General features: G+C 69.1%; 13 protein-coding genes. 10 read left to right on the forward strand and 3 right to left on the reverse strand.

Going from position 1 to position 12,756, the window contains the following annotated elements; genetic code table 11:
• The first annotated feature begins 111 nt into the window (after positions 1-111).
• Complete coding sequence (locus HWV07_RS05275; protein WP_178333293.1) at positions 112-1,905, forward strand: Rieske 2Fe-2S domain-containing protein; 1,794 nt, start codon at positions 112-114, stop codon at positions 1,903-1,905.
• Between the two features lie 45 nt (positions 1,906-1,950).
• The gene (locus tag HWV07_RS05280; RefSeq protein WP_178333294.1) at positions 1,951-2,109 is read left to right on the forward strand and encodes a DUF7557 family protein; all 159 of its coding nucleotides are present in this window, start codon (positions 1,951-1,953) and stop codon (positions 2,107-2,109) included.
• 88 nt (positions 2,110-2,197) lie between these two features.
• Here HWV07_RS05280 and dnaK read toward each other — a convergent pair whose 3' ends face one another.
• Positions 2,198-4,183 (reverse strand): molecular chaperone DnaK, encoded by a 1,986-nt coding sequence (gene dnaK / locus HWV07_RS05285; RefSeq protein WP_178333295.1) that lies wholly within the window; start codon positions 4,181-4,183, stop codon positions 2,198-2,200.
• Positions 4,184-4,316: 133 nt separating this feature from the next.
• Entirely contained in the window at positions 4,317-4,976 is a 660-nt protein-coding gene (locus HWV07_RS05290) for a nucleotide exchange factor GrpE (RefSeq protein ID WP_178333296.1), read from the reverse strand.
• Between the two features lie 92 nt (positions 4,977-5,068).
• Here HWV07_RS05290 and HWV07_RS05295 point away from each other — a divergent pair, with 92 nt between their 5' ends.
• The 4 genes from HWV07_RS05295 to HWV07_RS05310 all read left to right on the forward strand — a co-directional run bounded on the left by HWV07_RS05295 (position 5,069) and on the right by HWV07_RS05310 (position 7,633).
• Positions 5,069-6,505, forward strand: coding sequence for a DEAD/DEAH box helicase family protein (locus tag HWV07_RS05295; RefSeq protein WP_178333297.1), 1,437 nt, complete (start codon positions 5,069-5,071; stop codon positions 6,503-6,505).
• 30 nt (positions 6,506-6,535) lie between these two features.
• Complete coding sequence (locus HWV07_RS05300) at positions 6,536-6,889, forward strand: hypothetical protein (protein ID WP_178333298.1); 354 nt, start codon at positions 6,536-6,538, stop codon at positions 6,887-6,889.
• 50 nt (positions 6,890-6,939) lie between these two features.
• Complete coding sequence (locus HWV07_RS05305) at positions 6,940-7,206, forward strand: DUF7538 family protein (RefSeq protein WP_178333299.1); 267 nt, start codon at positions 6,940-6,942, stop codon at positions 7,204-7,206.
• A gap of 253 nt (positions 7,207-7,459) precedes the next feature.
• Positions 7,460-7,633 (forward strand): hypothetical protein, encoded by a 174-nt coding sequence (locus tag HWV07_RS05310; protein ID WP_178333300.1) that lies wholly within the window; start codon positions 7,460-7,462, stop codon positions 7,631-7,633.
• 64 nt (positions 7,634-7,697) lie between these two features.
• On the opposite strand, the gene HWV07_RS05315 is transcribed toward HWV07_RS05310, so the two are convergent.
• Positions 7,698-9,623, reverse strand: coding sequence for a beta-CASP ribonuclease aCPSF1 (locus HWV07_RS05315; protein WP_178333301.1), 1,926 nt, complete (start codon positions 9,621-9,623; stop codon positions 7,698-7,700).
• A gap of 216 nt (positions 9,624-9,839) precedes the next feature.
• Here HWV07_RS05315 and HWV07_RS05320 point away from each other — a divergent pair, with 216 nt between their 5' ends.
• The 4 genes from HWV07_RS05320 to proS all read left to right on the forward strand — a co-directional run bounded on the left by HWV07_RS05320 (position 9,840) and on the right by proS (position 12,672).
• Positions 9,840-10,319: a DUF7984 family protein gene (locus HWV07_RS05320; RefSeq protein ID WP_178333302.1), complete on the forward strand. Its 480-nt coding sequence runs from the start codon at positions 9,840-9,842 to the stop codon at positions 10,317-10,319.
• A gap of 30 nt (positions 10,320-10,349) precedes the next feature.
• Positions 10,350-10,832, forward strand: coding sequence for a cupin domain-containing protein (locus HWV07_RS05325; RefSeq protein WP_178333303.1), 483 nt, complete (start codon positions 10,350-10,352; stop codon positions 10,830-10,832).
• 85 nt (positions 10,833-10,917) lie between these two features.
• On the forward strand, positions 10,918-11,139 hold the full coding sequence (locus HWV07_RS05330) for a DUF2061 domain-containing protein (protein WP_178333304.1): 222 nt from the start codon (positions 10,918-10,920) through the stop codon (positions 11,137-11,139).
• An 81-nt stretch (positions 11,140-11,220) separates the two neighbouring features.
• Entirely contained in the window at positions 11,221-12,672 is a 1,452-nt protein-coding gene (gene proS, locus HWV07_RS05335) for a proline--tRNA ligase (RefSeq protein WP_178333305.1), read from the forward strand.
• Positions 12,673-12,756 lie beyond the last annotated feature (84 nt).

Here is a 12,756-nt window from a genome sequence, read left to right on the forward strand (position 1 = left end):
CTAGACGATTGAGGTACTTGAAAAGAACGGGTCTGGGTCACGAACTGACGCCGCAGCGACACGAGCCGGGCTGCGCGAATCGTTAACACGATGTGACCCGTTGGGGACGGTATGGCCGCCGAGAACTACGTTCCAGTCTGCGACCTGGGGGAACTGGAGGCCGAGGGCCGCACCGTCGTCTCGGAGGACGGACAGGCCATCGCGCTGTTCTTCCACGAGGGCGAGGTCCACGCCGTCGACAACCGCTGTCCGCACATGGGGTTCCCGCTGGTCCGGGGCACCGTCGAGGAGGGCGTCCTGACCTGCCACTGGCACCACGCCAGGTTCGAACTCGAGGCGGGCGACACCTTCGACCCCTGGGCCGACGACGTCCAGACGTTCCCGGTCGAGGTCCGCGACGACCGGGTGTACCTCGACCCGGACCCGGAGCCGACCGTCCCGCCGGCGACCCGCTGGCGCAACCGGCTGGCCGACGGCCTCCAGGAGAACATCTCGCTGGTGCAGGCGAAGGCCATCCTGGGGATCGACGACGCGGCGCGGAGCACAATGGACGAACCAGACAGCGATGGGAGCGAGCCGAATGACGACCGCGGCGACGGCTTCCGGACGCCGCTGGAGACGGCCGTGGACTTCGGGACGAAGTACCGCGCTTCCGGCTGGGGCAGCGGGTTGACGACCCTCTCATACATGGCCGAACTCTACCCACAGGTCGGCAGCCGGGACCGACGCCGGGCGATGTTCGCCGGGGTCCGCGCCGTCGCCGACGACGTGGCGGGGGAGGCGCCGCGGTTTCAGCAGTACGCCTTCGAGAACCGCGACCTCTCGAAGGGGCGCCTGAAGTCCTGGTTCCGCGAGAACTGCGAGGTCCGCGACGAGGACGGCGCCGAGCGGACGCTCCTCACCGCCGTCGAGACGCTGCCGCGAGAAGACGTCGTCGAGATCCTCGTCGCCGCCGCGACCGACCACCTCTACGTGAACGCCAGCCACACGCTGGACTTCGTCAACAGCGCGCTCGCGACCCTCGAGCACCTGGACTGGGACGAGCACGCCGCGCCGGTGCTCGCCTCGACCGTGCCGCTGTTCACCGACGCGACCCGCTCCGAGGAGCTCTCGTCGTGGCGCCAGCCCGTCGACGTGGCCGAACTCTGCTTCGACGCCCACGACCGCCTCGAGGACCTCGTCGCCGCCGGTCGCGGCGAGCGCTGGACGGAACCTGAGGGGTTCGTCGAGACCCTCCTGTCGGACGACCCCGAGGCGATCGTCGACGCGCTCTGCGGCGCCATCGCCGACGGCGCCACCCAGCGGGAACTCACCGACGCCGTCGCCCGCGCGGCCACCCGTCGCGTCGCCCACTTCGCGACCAACAACGAGTTCAACGACTGGGACACCGTCCACCACACGCTGATGTACGCCAACGCCGCCCACGAAATGGCCGGCCGAACCGACGCCGTCGAGGTCTACCGCGCCTGCTTCGACGGCGCGATCAGCGTCTACCTCGACCGGTTCCTCAACAGCCCCCGCGCGCCGGTTCCCGAGGCCGGCGGCGACCGCGACCCGGAGGCCGTCCGCGCCGAGTTGCTCGAGGCCTTCGACGAGCAGGGCCAGGTCGAGCGCGCCGCCCGCCTGGTCGTCGAGCACTTCGAGTGCGGCGGCGACCCGGCGGCCCTCCGGCGCGTCCTGGGGCGCGGGCTGCTGCGGGAGGACGCCGGGTTCCACACCCTCCAGAACGTCTCGGCTGCGTTCCGGCGCTTCGACGGCCTCGACGACGAGGCCGAACGACGGCTCGCGCTCGTCGCCGGCGCCCGCTACCTCGCGGCCCACACCCCCACGCGCCGGGAGCACGAGCAGACCTTCTCCATCGCGACCCGGCTCCACCGCGGCGAGCGCCTCCACGAGTCCGAGTGAGCGGCGGCCCCGGCGTTTATGGGTTCCCCAGCCGAACAGCCGACCATGCCAGAGGTGCACCTCGACCAGGAGACCGTCGACCGGCTGGACACGCTCCGGGTGGAAGACGAGTCCTACGACGAGATCGTGACGGAACTCATCAACATCTACGAAGCGGAGGAGATGACCCTCTTCCACGGCGGCGACCAGGTCGGTCCGGACTGACCGGGCCGAAGCGGCGGCTTCTTCGGTAGTCTCGCTCGATAGCGCGGAGAAAATCGAACTCGGTCGGTAGCTACAGCGAGCGGGGGAGTTACTCGTCCCCGTCTTCGTCCTCGTCCTCGACGTCCTCGAAGTCGGCGTCGACGTACTCCTCGTCCTCGCCGCCCTCGGCGCCGCCACCGCGGGGGCCCGGGCCGGGACCGCCCATGTTACCCGCGCCGGCCGCGCCGCCCGGACCGGCGCCGCCCGGACCGGCACCGCCCGGCCCTGCGCCTGCGGCACCGCCCGCGCCGCCGGCGCCGGCGGCCTGCTGCTGGTACATCTGCTTGCCGATCTCCTGGAGCTCCTCGGAGAGGCTCTCGGTGGCCGACTCGAGGGCCTCGGTGGCCTCGTCGAGCTCGTCGCCGCTCGCGTCGGCGTACTCCTCGAGGGCCTCCTGGACGCGGTCGATCTCGGCCTCGATGTCCGCCTGGAGGTCGTCGTCGACCTCCGCCTCGTTCTCGTCGAGGAGCTTCTCGGCCCGCTGGACCGAGGACTCGGCCTCGTTGCGCGCCTCGACGAACTCGCGGCGCTTCTCGTCCTCCTCGGCGTGCTGTTCGGCCTCCTCCTGCATCTGCTCGATCTCCTCGTCGGAGAGGCCGACGCCGCCCTCGATGGTGATGTCCTCCTTGTTGCCTGAGCCCTGGTCCTCGGCGGTGACGTTGACGATGCCGTTCTCGTCGATGTTGAACGACACCTCGATCTGGGGGGTGCCCGCGGGCGCCGGCGGGATGCCGGTCAGCTGGAAGGCGCCGAGCAGTTCGTTCTCCTCGGCGATCTCGCGTTCGCCCTGGAAGACGCGGACGTTCACCGACGTCTGGTTGTCGGCGGCGGTCGTGAAGACCTTCGACTCCTCGGTCGGGATGGTCGTGTTCTTGTCGATGAGCCGCTCGAAGAGACCGCCCTTCACCTCGATGCCGAGCGAGAGCGGCGTGACGTCCAGCAGGACGATGTCGTCGACGTCCCCGGAGAGGACGCCGCCCTGGATGGCCGCGCCGAGGCCGACCGCCTCGTCGGGGTTGACGTTCTTCTTCGGCTGCTGGCCGGTCATGTCGGCGACCTTCGCCTGGACCTGCGGCATCCGGGTGGAGCCGCCGACGAGGATGACCTCGTCGATGTCGGACTTGTCGTAGCCGGCGTCCTGGAGGGCCTGCTCGGTCGGCTCGACGGTCCGGTCGACGAGGTCCTCGGTGAGGGACTCGAACTTCGCGCGCGTCAGTTTCTCCTCGAGGTTGAGCGGCCCCTCGTCGGTCGCCGCGATGAACGGGAGGTTGATGGTGGTCTCCTTCCGCGAGGAGAGCTCGATCTTCGCCTCCTCGGCGGCGTCCTTCAGCCGCTGGAGGGCCTGCCGGTCGTCGCGGAGGTCGATGCCGTGTTCGTCCTCGAAGCTGTCGGCGAGGTACTCGATGATCGCCTCGTCCCAGTCGTCGCCCCCGAGGTCGTTGTCCCCGTTGGTCGCGACGACCTCGTAGACGCCGCCGCCGAGGTCGAGGATGGAGACGTCGAAGGTGCCGCCCCCGAGGTCGTAGACGAGGACGGTCTGGTCGGACTCGTCGTCCAGCCCGTAGGCCATCGCGGCCGCCGTCGGCTCGTTGACGATGCGCTCGACCTCGAAGCCGGCGATCTCGCCGGCGTCCTTCGTGGCCTGCCGCTGCTTGTCGTTGAAGTACGCCGGGACCGTGATGACGGCCTTCTCGACGTCGTCGCCCAGGTACTCCTCGGCGTCGCGCTTGATCTTCTGGAGGATCATCGCCGAGATCTGCTCGGGCGTGTACTCCTCGTCCTCCACCTCGACGGTGTAGTCGTCCTCGCCCATGTGGCGCTTGATGGACTGGATCGTGTCCTCCGGGTTCTGGACGGCCTGGTTCTTCGCGGGCTTGCCGACCAGGCGCTCGCCGTCGTCGGTGAACGCGACGACGGACGGGGTCGTCCGCTCGCCCTCGCCGTTCACGATGATCTCGGGGTCGCCACCCTCCATCACCGCGAAGGCGGAGTTGGTGGTACCGAGGTCGATACCGAGAATCTTGTTGCTCGCCATGTTACCCGTCACTACCGGACAGAATCGGTTAAAAGTTGCTAGATACTGCGACCCACGACCGCGCGCTACGTGGTCCCTTCTGTCGGTTTTCGACGCTCCCGATCCCGACGACCGGGAACTATAAACAGAACCGCTATTCGCCGTCTTCCGCGACGGTCACCTGCGCCGCCCGCAGCACCTTTCCGGCCATCTCGTAGCCGGGGCGGTGGACCTCGGCGACCGTCCCCCCGGGCTGGTCGCTCTCGACGCGCAGGAGCACCTCGTGGCGCTGCGGGTCGACCTCGGTGCCCGGCTCGGGCTCGATCGGGTCGACGTTCTCGTCGGTCAGGACGTCGTCGAGCAGCCGGAACGTCGCTTCGACGCCCTCGCGGATGTCGGCGTCGTCGTCCTGCTCGAGGGCGCGCTTGAGGTTGTCCCGGACCTCAAGCAGCCGCTCGACGAGGTCCTCGGTCGCGCGCTCGCGCTCCTGCTGCTGGCGCTTCTTCTGTCGCTTCTTGTAGTTCTGGAACTCGGCCTGCTTGCGCTTCAGGCGCGACTCGAGGTCCTCGACCTCCAGTTCGAGCTCGTCGTTTCGCGCCCGGAGGTCGGCGATCTCGCCGGCGACCTCCTCCGGCTCCTTGTCAGCCACCCGCTCGGCAATCGCGTCCTCGTCGATCTCGGAGGCCGGGTCCGCCGACGTCTCGCCCGACTCGTCCGCCGCGTCGGACCCCTCACCCTCGACCGACTCGTCGACGGGTTCCTCGTCGCCCTCGCGCTCGGCGTCCGCCGACTCCTCGCGCTCCGTGTCGCTCATACACGGACCGTGCCCGCCTGCGGCAATAAGGGTTGAGAAAACGGACGGGGCGAGGGCGTCGGAGTTAAGCCCGCCCGCCGACGACCCCCGGTGTGGTCACGCTCCGGTTCGACGAGGGCACGGTCCGCATCGACGGCGACGGGGCGTCGGCCCTCGACGGCCTGTCGTTCGTCGAGGTCGACGCCCGCTCGGAGAGCCGCCGCGCCCCCGCCTACCGCTACCCGTTCCTGGTGTCGACCTGCCACAACCGGAGCCTCCCAGTCGAGGACGCCGTCCTGGACCTCCCCGAGGTCGGCGACCTGACGACCGACTACGAGCTCCGCGGCTACCAGGAGGACGCCCTCGAGGCCTGGCACGGCGCGAACGACCGCGGCGTCGTCGAACTCCCGACCGGCAGCGGCAAGACCGTCCTGGCCATCGGGGCGATGACCGACCTCGACACCCCGACGCTGGTCGTCGTCCCCACCATCGACCTCCTGGAGCAGTGGCGCCGCGAACTCGAGGCCGAATTCGGGGACAGCGTCGCCGTCGGACAGCTCGGCGGCGGCGAGCAGCGCGTCGAGCCGATTACCGTCGCCACCTACGACTCCGCGTACCTCCGCGCCGACGAACTCGGCGACCGCTTCGGCCTGCTCGTCTTCGACGAGGTCCACCACCTCGGCGGCGAGGGCTACCGGGATATCGCCCGCCTGATGGCCGCACCCGCCCGGATGGGCCTCACCGCCACGTTCGAGCGCCCCGACGGCGCCCACGAGGCGGTCGAGGAGCTCGTCGGCAGCGTCGTCTACCGCCGCTCGGCCGACGACCTCGCGGGCGAGCACCTCGCCGACTACGACATCAAGCGAATCGAGGTCGACCTCACCCCCGAGGAGCGCGAGCGCTACGAGGCCCACCAGGGCACCTTCACCGACTACCTCGCGTCCTCGAACATCGACATGCGGAGCGGCAGCGACTACCAGGAACTCGTCAAGCGCTCCGGCTCCGACCCCCGGGCCCGGGAGGCGCTCCTCGCGAAGCAGCGCGCCCGCGAGGTGATGATGAACGCCGACCGGAAAGTCGAGGCCCTCGCGGAGATCCTCGAGCGCCACAGCGACGACCGCATCATCGTCTTCACCGCGTTCACCGACCTCGTCTACGACCTCGCCGAGCGGTTCCTCCTCCCGCCGATCACCAGCGAGACCGGCGCCGACGAACGTCGCGAGATCCTCGAGCGGTTCCGCCGCGGCGACTACTCCCGCGTCGTCGCCGCCAACGTCCTCGACGAGGGCGTCGACGTCCCCGACGCCAACGTCGCCGTCGTCCTCTCGGGTTCGGGCAGCGAGCGAGAGTTCACCCAGCGCCTCGGGCGCGTCCTCCGCCCGAAGGACGACGAGGGCACCGGATCAGGGGGCGCCGAATCCCGGAGTTCCGAACCCCGAGGGTCGGAGCCAGCCGAGTCCCCAGCGCGGCCCGGCCCCGGGCGCGCGCTGCTCTACGAGGTCGTCACCAGCGAGACCGCCGAGGAGCGCGTCGCGCGGCGGCGGCGGTAGTGCTATGCCCCGAGCGGCTGACGGACCACCGTGTCGCTCGACCGCTCCCACCTCGTGAACCGCCGACTGACCGTCGCCTTCGTCCTTCAGGTCGTCGGGTACGCCGCGCTGCTCGCCGTCTACCCCCACAGCGAGCCATCCGCCGTCGCCGAGGCGCTCCAGGTGCTGCCGACCCCACTTCTGGTCGTGGTCGCGCTGCCAGCGCTCCCGGCGCTGGCCCTTACCCTGGCCGTCGGCGCGGTCCTGTCGGCCGTCGGCGCGGCTCCCGAGTCCGTCCCCGCGCTCCTGCTCGCCCGCGGCGACGTGCTGTTCTTCGTCTGCGCCTACGTCGTCGCCGTCGCGAGCGCGCCCCTGAGTCGGCGGGCGGCGGAACTGACCGACTGAAACCGCCGACGCGTCGTAATCCCCATCAGTGACCCCGCCGAGGCTGGCCCATGGGCGAACTGGTCACCGCGCTCGGCAGCCTCGAGGGCTGGCGGAGCGAGGGGTACGCCGCACGGGTCCACTACGAGGGCGCCGCCGACCGCTACAGCGTCGAGTTCTACGAGCCGACCGAACGGGTGATCTACTGGGCGGTGCGCGACGACGACGAGGCGGTGCCGGTGGGCCGCGACGACGTCCCCGGACCGCTCCGGCAGCGCGTCCGCGAGGACCTCACCGAGGCCGGGGTCGACCCGGACGTCGAGAGCCGGACGCTGTAAGGTCACCCGGCGACCGACGCGCGGACGCCGCTCTCTGGACGCCGTCGGCGGTCATCGGCTTGCCCTCTGCCGGTTTTGGCTCCGTTTTCCGGCGGCGTAAAACGTCGACGGGGGCGTAAAACGACGCGAATCGGACGCAAAGTATCTCGCTAACACCTTACGTCCCAGGAGAAACGACGCTAAATCGACCGAAGTCGACCCAAAGCTCTGGCCCTTACTTTATCCTATAGGCCACAGGACACGACGAGGCATCATGTCCAACTCCGACCACCGCGAACCGGGAACCGAACCGACCCCCGAAGGCCCCGAGATCGACCTCCTCCACTACGACGACGAGGGGACCGTGAAGTTCTTCGAGCCGGAGGCTTTCGGCGCGTACATCGTCGTCGACGAGTTCAACGTGGTCGAGCTCTGCGAGGCCGTCTGAGCGGTCGGGCCAGGAGAGCGCAGCTCGGTCCGTCGACCCGACGGCCGTACGTTCGCCGGCTCGACTACTTGAACCGGAACGTCTCGAGGTTCTTCGGCGCGAACGTCCGCATGTTGAACTCGTGGTACAGCGCCGAGGAGAGGTCCTGGACCGACGACTCGTCGCCGTGGACGCAGAGGACCTTCTCCGGCCGGGGGTTCATCGTGCGGACGAAGTTCATCAGCCCCTGGCGGTCGGCGTGGCCCGAGAAGCCGTCGACGGTCTCGACGTCCATGTTCAGCGTCAGGGTGGAGCCGCCGCGACTGCCGCCGCGGTCGTTCATCGGAATCTCGTCCCAGCCGTTCTGGATGCGGCGGCCGAGCGTCCCCTGTGCCTGGTAGCCGACGAAGGTGAGCGTCGAGTCCTCCTCCGCGCCGACGTGCTCGAGCCAGGACATGATGGGGCCGCCGGTGACCATCCCGGACGTCGAGAGGATGATGCAGGGGCCGCCGTCGGCGACCTCCTGGCGCTCGTCCTCGCCGCCGTCGATGTGGTTGAACTGCTCGGCGAGGAACGGGTTCTCGTCGTCGTGGAAGATGCGGTCCCGGAGGTCGTCGCGGAGGTACTCGGGGTAGGTCGTGTGGATGGCCGTCGCCTCCCAGATCATCCCGTCGAGGTGGACGGGCATCTCGGGGATCTTGCCGCTGCGCATCGCCTCCTCGAGGACGAGCATGATCTCCTGGGAGCGGCCGACCGCGAAGGCGGGGATGAGGACCTTCCCGCCCTGGTCGTGGGTCCGGTTGATGACCTCGGCGAGTTTCGCCTCTGAGTCCTCCTGGTCCGTCTGGTAGTCGTTTCGGCCGCCGTAGGTCGACTCCATGACGAGCGTCTCGACGCGCGGGAAGTCGTTGACGGCGCCGTTGAACAGGCGGGTGTCGTCGTAGTGGATGTCGCCGGAGAAGGCGACGTTGTAGAGGCCGTCGCCGACGTGGAAGTGCGAGACCGCCGAGCCCAGGATGTGCCCGGCGTTGTGGAACGTGAGCTTCAGGTCCGGCGCGATGTCGGTGACGTCGCCGTACTCCAGCGGGATGCAGTGCTTGATGGCCTCCCGGACCTGCTCGGACTCGTACGGGGGCGCGCGTCCCTCCTTGGCCGCGACGTCGAGGTAGTCCAGCGTCAGCAGGCCCATCAGGTCGCGGGTCGGCTCCGTGCAGTAGATGGGACCGTCGTAGCCGTACTTGAACAGCAGCGGGATGAGCGCCGAGTGGTCGAGGTGGGCGTGGGTCAGGACGACGGCGTCGATGTTCTGGGCGCCGGCGCCCAGGGCCTCGGGGATCTGGAGGTACGGCACCTCGCCCTCCGCGCCCGGCTTGTCGCCGCAGTCGACGAGGACGCGCGTCTCCGGGGTGTTGAGGATGAAGCCCGCGCGGCCGACCTCGCGGCAGCAGCCCAGCGTCGTGATGCGGACCCACTCGTCGTCGGACATCTCCTCGCGGTGGATCTGCCGGCCCACGCGCTCGAGGATGTCGCGGCGCTCGTCGCGCTCCTGCTTCAGGAAGTTCCGGACGTTCGAGACCGTCGAGGACTCGATGGGCGGCGTCCGGACGACCTCCGGGGTCCAGCCGACCTGCTGGGTGATCTCCCGGAGCGTCGAGCCGTGCCTGCCGATGACCATCCCTGGCTTCTCGGCCTCGATGACGACCTCGCCGGTGTCGGCGTGGAAGTCCAGGTCCGTCACGCCCGCCTCGTCGGGGATGACCTTCCGGATCTCCTCGCGGGCCGTCTCCGGCCGGGAGAGGACGTCGGGGTCCGGGCGGACGGTGATCCGCTTCCGGAGCTTCGAGGCGAGGCGCCGCACGAGGTCGCCGTCGCCCGCGAACTTCTTCGGGTCGCGGGTGTAGACGACGAGCTCCGGGCCCTCGTACTTCACGTCCGAGATGGAGATGTCGCTCGGTACTTCGCTGACGATCGTTTCCTTGATATCTTCGAGTTGCCGCTCTACTGCGCTCATGAGTTAGAAATCCTCGGTCTGGGGGTCCCGGGCCCGCGGCGCACCGCTGTCGACGCGGACCGGCGGTCCGTCGGACTGGATGCGTGACAACAGGTCATGGATTCGTATCTGCGGTTGACTGTCGTCGTCGGTCGACGACCGCGGGAGGGTCCGGAAAACCCGCTCGTACTCGGACCTAACCGACTACTCATATAAAACCCTTCGCAAACGTTAGTTATGCGAGTCACGACAGACGCAGTCGTCGACGAGTACGAGTGGATCCGCGGCCGCGCGGCCGTCCCCGAACTGATCAACGACGTCAGAGACCGCCTCGGCCCCCTGTTCGACACCGAGGTCGATCACGTGACGACCGATCGGTATCGGGAGGAGGTCGACGAGGTCTTCGCGGACGGCGATCGCGCGGTCAACGTCGCGGCGCTCTCGGCCATCCTCCGGGACCTCGACTGCGAGGGCGACTACCCCGGGTTCGTCGTCGACGAGTTCCTGGGCCGGAAGCTCGCGGCGACGGTCGCCGGCGGCGAACCGCGGGCGCTGCTGGCCGAGGCGACGTTCCACTTCGCGGACGTGCACACGCACGGACCCGACGACGAAGCTGCGGGCGCGGACGACCTCGACGCCGCGCTGGCGGCGGGCTTCCAGTCCCGGCTGCCCGGCTGGGCGTGGACCGAGTCGGAGAGTCCCTTCGCGGTGGAGTAGCCTTATCCCGGCGCCGACCCCGGTACCGCCATGGAACGCGTCTCCATCGACGACGTCGAGGCGGAACCGCACCCGATGGGCGTCAACCGCGAGCGCCGCGTCCTCACGGACGCCCTCGGGGCCGAGGAGATGACCGCCGTCCACTACGAACTGGAGCCGGGCGAGCAGTTCTCCGGCGGCCTCCACACCCACCACGACCAGGAGGAGGTCTTCTACGTGCTGGAGGGGACCGCGACGTTCGAACACGGGACCGACGGCGAGAAGACGGACGTGGAGGCGGGCGAGGTGATCCGATTCGAGCCCGGCGAGTTCCAGTGCGGCCGCAACGAGAGCGAGGACATCGTGGTCGGCCTGGCGCTGGCGGCGCCCGGCAGCCAGCACGACTGGGAGCAACTGGAGTCGTTCGCGCCCTGCGGCGAGTGCGGCGAGGTCACCGCCCACGGCGTCCGCGAACCCGACCGGGACTTCGTCATCTACTGCAAGGAGTGCGGCAACGAGATGCAGATCGCCTGAACGCGACGGCCGTCAACCTTTTCTGGTTACGTTCTGGACGGATGTTCCCCAAAGAAGTTACGTGGCTCCGCGGAGATGAGTCTGTATGGAATCGCTGCGCCGGCGGCCCCACCAGCGACTCTCCCGGGCGGTCGTCAAGACGCTCGGCTACCGGCTGTTCATGGTGTGTATCACTGTCGCCGTCGCCTTCCTGGTCGTCGACGACGTCGGCGCGGCGCTGAGCATCGGCCTCGTGACGAACCTCCTGAAGACCGGGACGTACTTCGTCTACGAGCGCGCGTGGGACCACGTCGACTGGGGCGTCTGAGGACGGCCCGCCGGCCCTCGCGGCGTCCGACCGCCCGGACGATACGCCGGACTTAATACCGCGCTGGAGGAGGGTCCGTGTATGAGCGGCGAGCAGGAACTCGGCATCACCGAGTCCAAAGAACACAGTCCCGGAGAATGGTACGCCGAGGTCGTCCAGAAGGCGGGTCTCGCGGACTACGCGCCGATGGGCGGGTTCATCGTCACCCGGCCCCGCGGCTACGCCCTGTGGGAGCGCCTCCAGGACCACCTCGACGGCTGGTTCAAGGAGACCGGCGTCCAGAACACGTACTTCCCTCTCTTCATCCCCGAATCCTACCTGGAGCGGGAGAAGGACATCGTCGAGGGGTTCGACCCCGAGGTCGCGTGGGTGACCCACGGCGGCCACGACGAACTCGAGGAACGGCTGGCGGTCCGGCCTACCTCCGAGTCGATCATCACGCCCTTCATCGCCGAGTGGGTCCGCAGCTACCGCGACCTCCCGATGCGGCTGAACCAGTGGTGCTCCGTGGTCCGGTGGGAGGCCACCGAGACGAAGCCGTTCTTCCGCACCAAGGAGTTCCTCTGGCAGGAGGGCCACACCGCCCACGCCGACGGCGAGGACGCCTGGAACGAGACGATGACCCGCCTCGACCAGTACGGTCGGCTCTACGAGGAGGTCATGGGCATCCCCGGGATGAAGGGCCGCAAGCCCGACCACGACAAGTTCCCGGGCGCCGAGACGACGACGACCATCGAGGCGCTGATGCCCGACGGCAAGTCCGTCCAGGCCGGCACCTCCCACCACCTCGGGACCTCCTTCGCGGAGGCCTTCGACATCACGTTCACCGACGAGGACGAGGAGGAGCGGCTGGCACACACCACCTCCTGGGGGCTGTCGTGGCGCGCGCTCGGCGCGCTCATCATGACCCACTCCGACGGCCAGGGGCTCGTCGTCCCGCCCGCCCTCGCGCCCACGCAGGTCGTCGTCGTCCCCATCTGGCAGGAGGACACCGAGGAGGAGGTCAAGGAGTACGCCGCCGACCTCGCGGCCGAACTCGACGAGGCGTTCCGCGTCGAACTCGACGACCGCGACGAGCGCAACCCCGGCTTCAAGTTCAACGAACACGAGCTGAACGGCGTCCCGCTCCGCATCGAGATCGGCCCCCACGAGGTCGAGGACGACGAGGCCACGCTCGTCCACCGCCCCGACGGCGAGAACGAGGTCGCCGACCGCGAGACCATCGTCGACGGCGTCGACGAGGCCCTCGACACCATCTACGCGAAGCTCTACGCCGCCGCCGAGGAGAACCTCGAGGAGAACGTCCGCGAGGCCCACGGCCGCGGCGAGATCCTCGGCACCATCGGCAAGCACGGCGGCTACGTCAAGACCGGCTGGTGCGGCGACGAGGCCTGCGACGACGAGATCAAAGAGGAGATCTCCGCCGAGATCGTGATGCTCCCGCTGGACGAGGACGAGGAGCCCGTCCACGACACCTGCGGGGTCTGCGGCGAGGAGGCGGTCGAGACCGCCTACTTCGCGAAGAGTTACTAACACCCACTTTTTGCACCTCCCTCGGGTCGCGGAGCGACCCTCGGTCGGGCAAAAACTTGGGGAAAATATGCGCGCGTGCTCCTT

The organism is Natronomonas salina (assembly GCF_013391105.1).
Classification (GTDB): Archaea; Halobacteriota; Halobacteria; order Halobacteriales; family Haloarculaceae; genus Natronomonas; species Natronomonas salina.

Bases quoted from the DNA above. Each gene is read 5' to 3' on its own strand.
- HWV07_RS05275 (WP_178333293.1), top strand. From the start codon at position 112: ATGGCCGCCGAGAACTACGTTCCAGTCTGCGACCTGGGGGAACTGGAG.
- HWV07_RS05280 (WP_178333294.1), top strand. From the start codon at position 1,951: ATGCCAGAGGTGCACCTCGACCAGGAGACCGTCGACCGGCTGGACACG.
- dnaK (WP_178333295.1), bottom strand. From the start codon at position 4,183: ATGGCGAGCAACAAGATTCTCGGTATCGACCTCGGTACCACCAACTCC.
- HWV07_RS05290 (WP_178333296.1), bottom strand. From the start codon at position 4,976: ATGAGCGACACGGAGCGCGAGGAGTCGGCGGACGCCGAGCGCGAGGGC.
- HWV07_RS05305 (WP_178333299.1), top strand. From the start codon at position 6,940: ATGGGCGAACTGGTCACCGCGCTCGGCAGCCTCGAGGGCTGGCGGAGC.
- HWV07_RS05310 (WP_178333300.1), top strand. From the start codon at position 7,460: ATGTCCAACTCCGACCACCGCGAACCGGGAACCGAACCGACCCCCGAA.
- HWV07_RS05315 (WP_178333301.1), bottom strand. From the start codon at position 9,623: ATGAGCGCAGTAGAGCGGCAACTCGAAGATATCAAGGAAACGATCGTC.
- HWV07_RS05320 (WP_178333302.1), top strand. From the start codon at position 9,840: ATGCGAGTCACGACAGACGCAGTCGTCGACGAGTACGAGTGGATCCGC.
- HWV07_RS05325 (WP_178333303.1), top strand. From the start codon at position 10,350: ATGGAACGCGTCTCCATCGACGACGTCGAGGCGGAACCGCACCCGATG.
- HWV07_RS05330 (WP_178333304.1), top strand. From the start codon at position 10,918: ATGGAATCGCTGCGCCGGCGGCCCCACCAGCGACTCTCCCGGGCGGTC.
- proS (WP_178333305.1), top strand. From the start codon at position 11,221: ATGAGCGGCGAGCAGGAACTCGGCATCACCGAGTCCAAAGAACACAGT.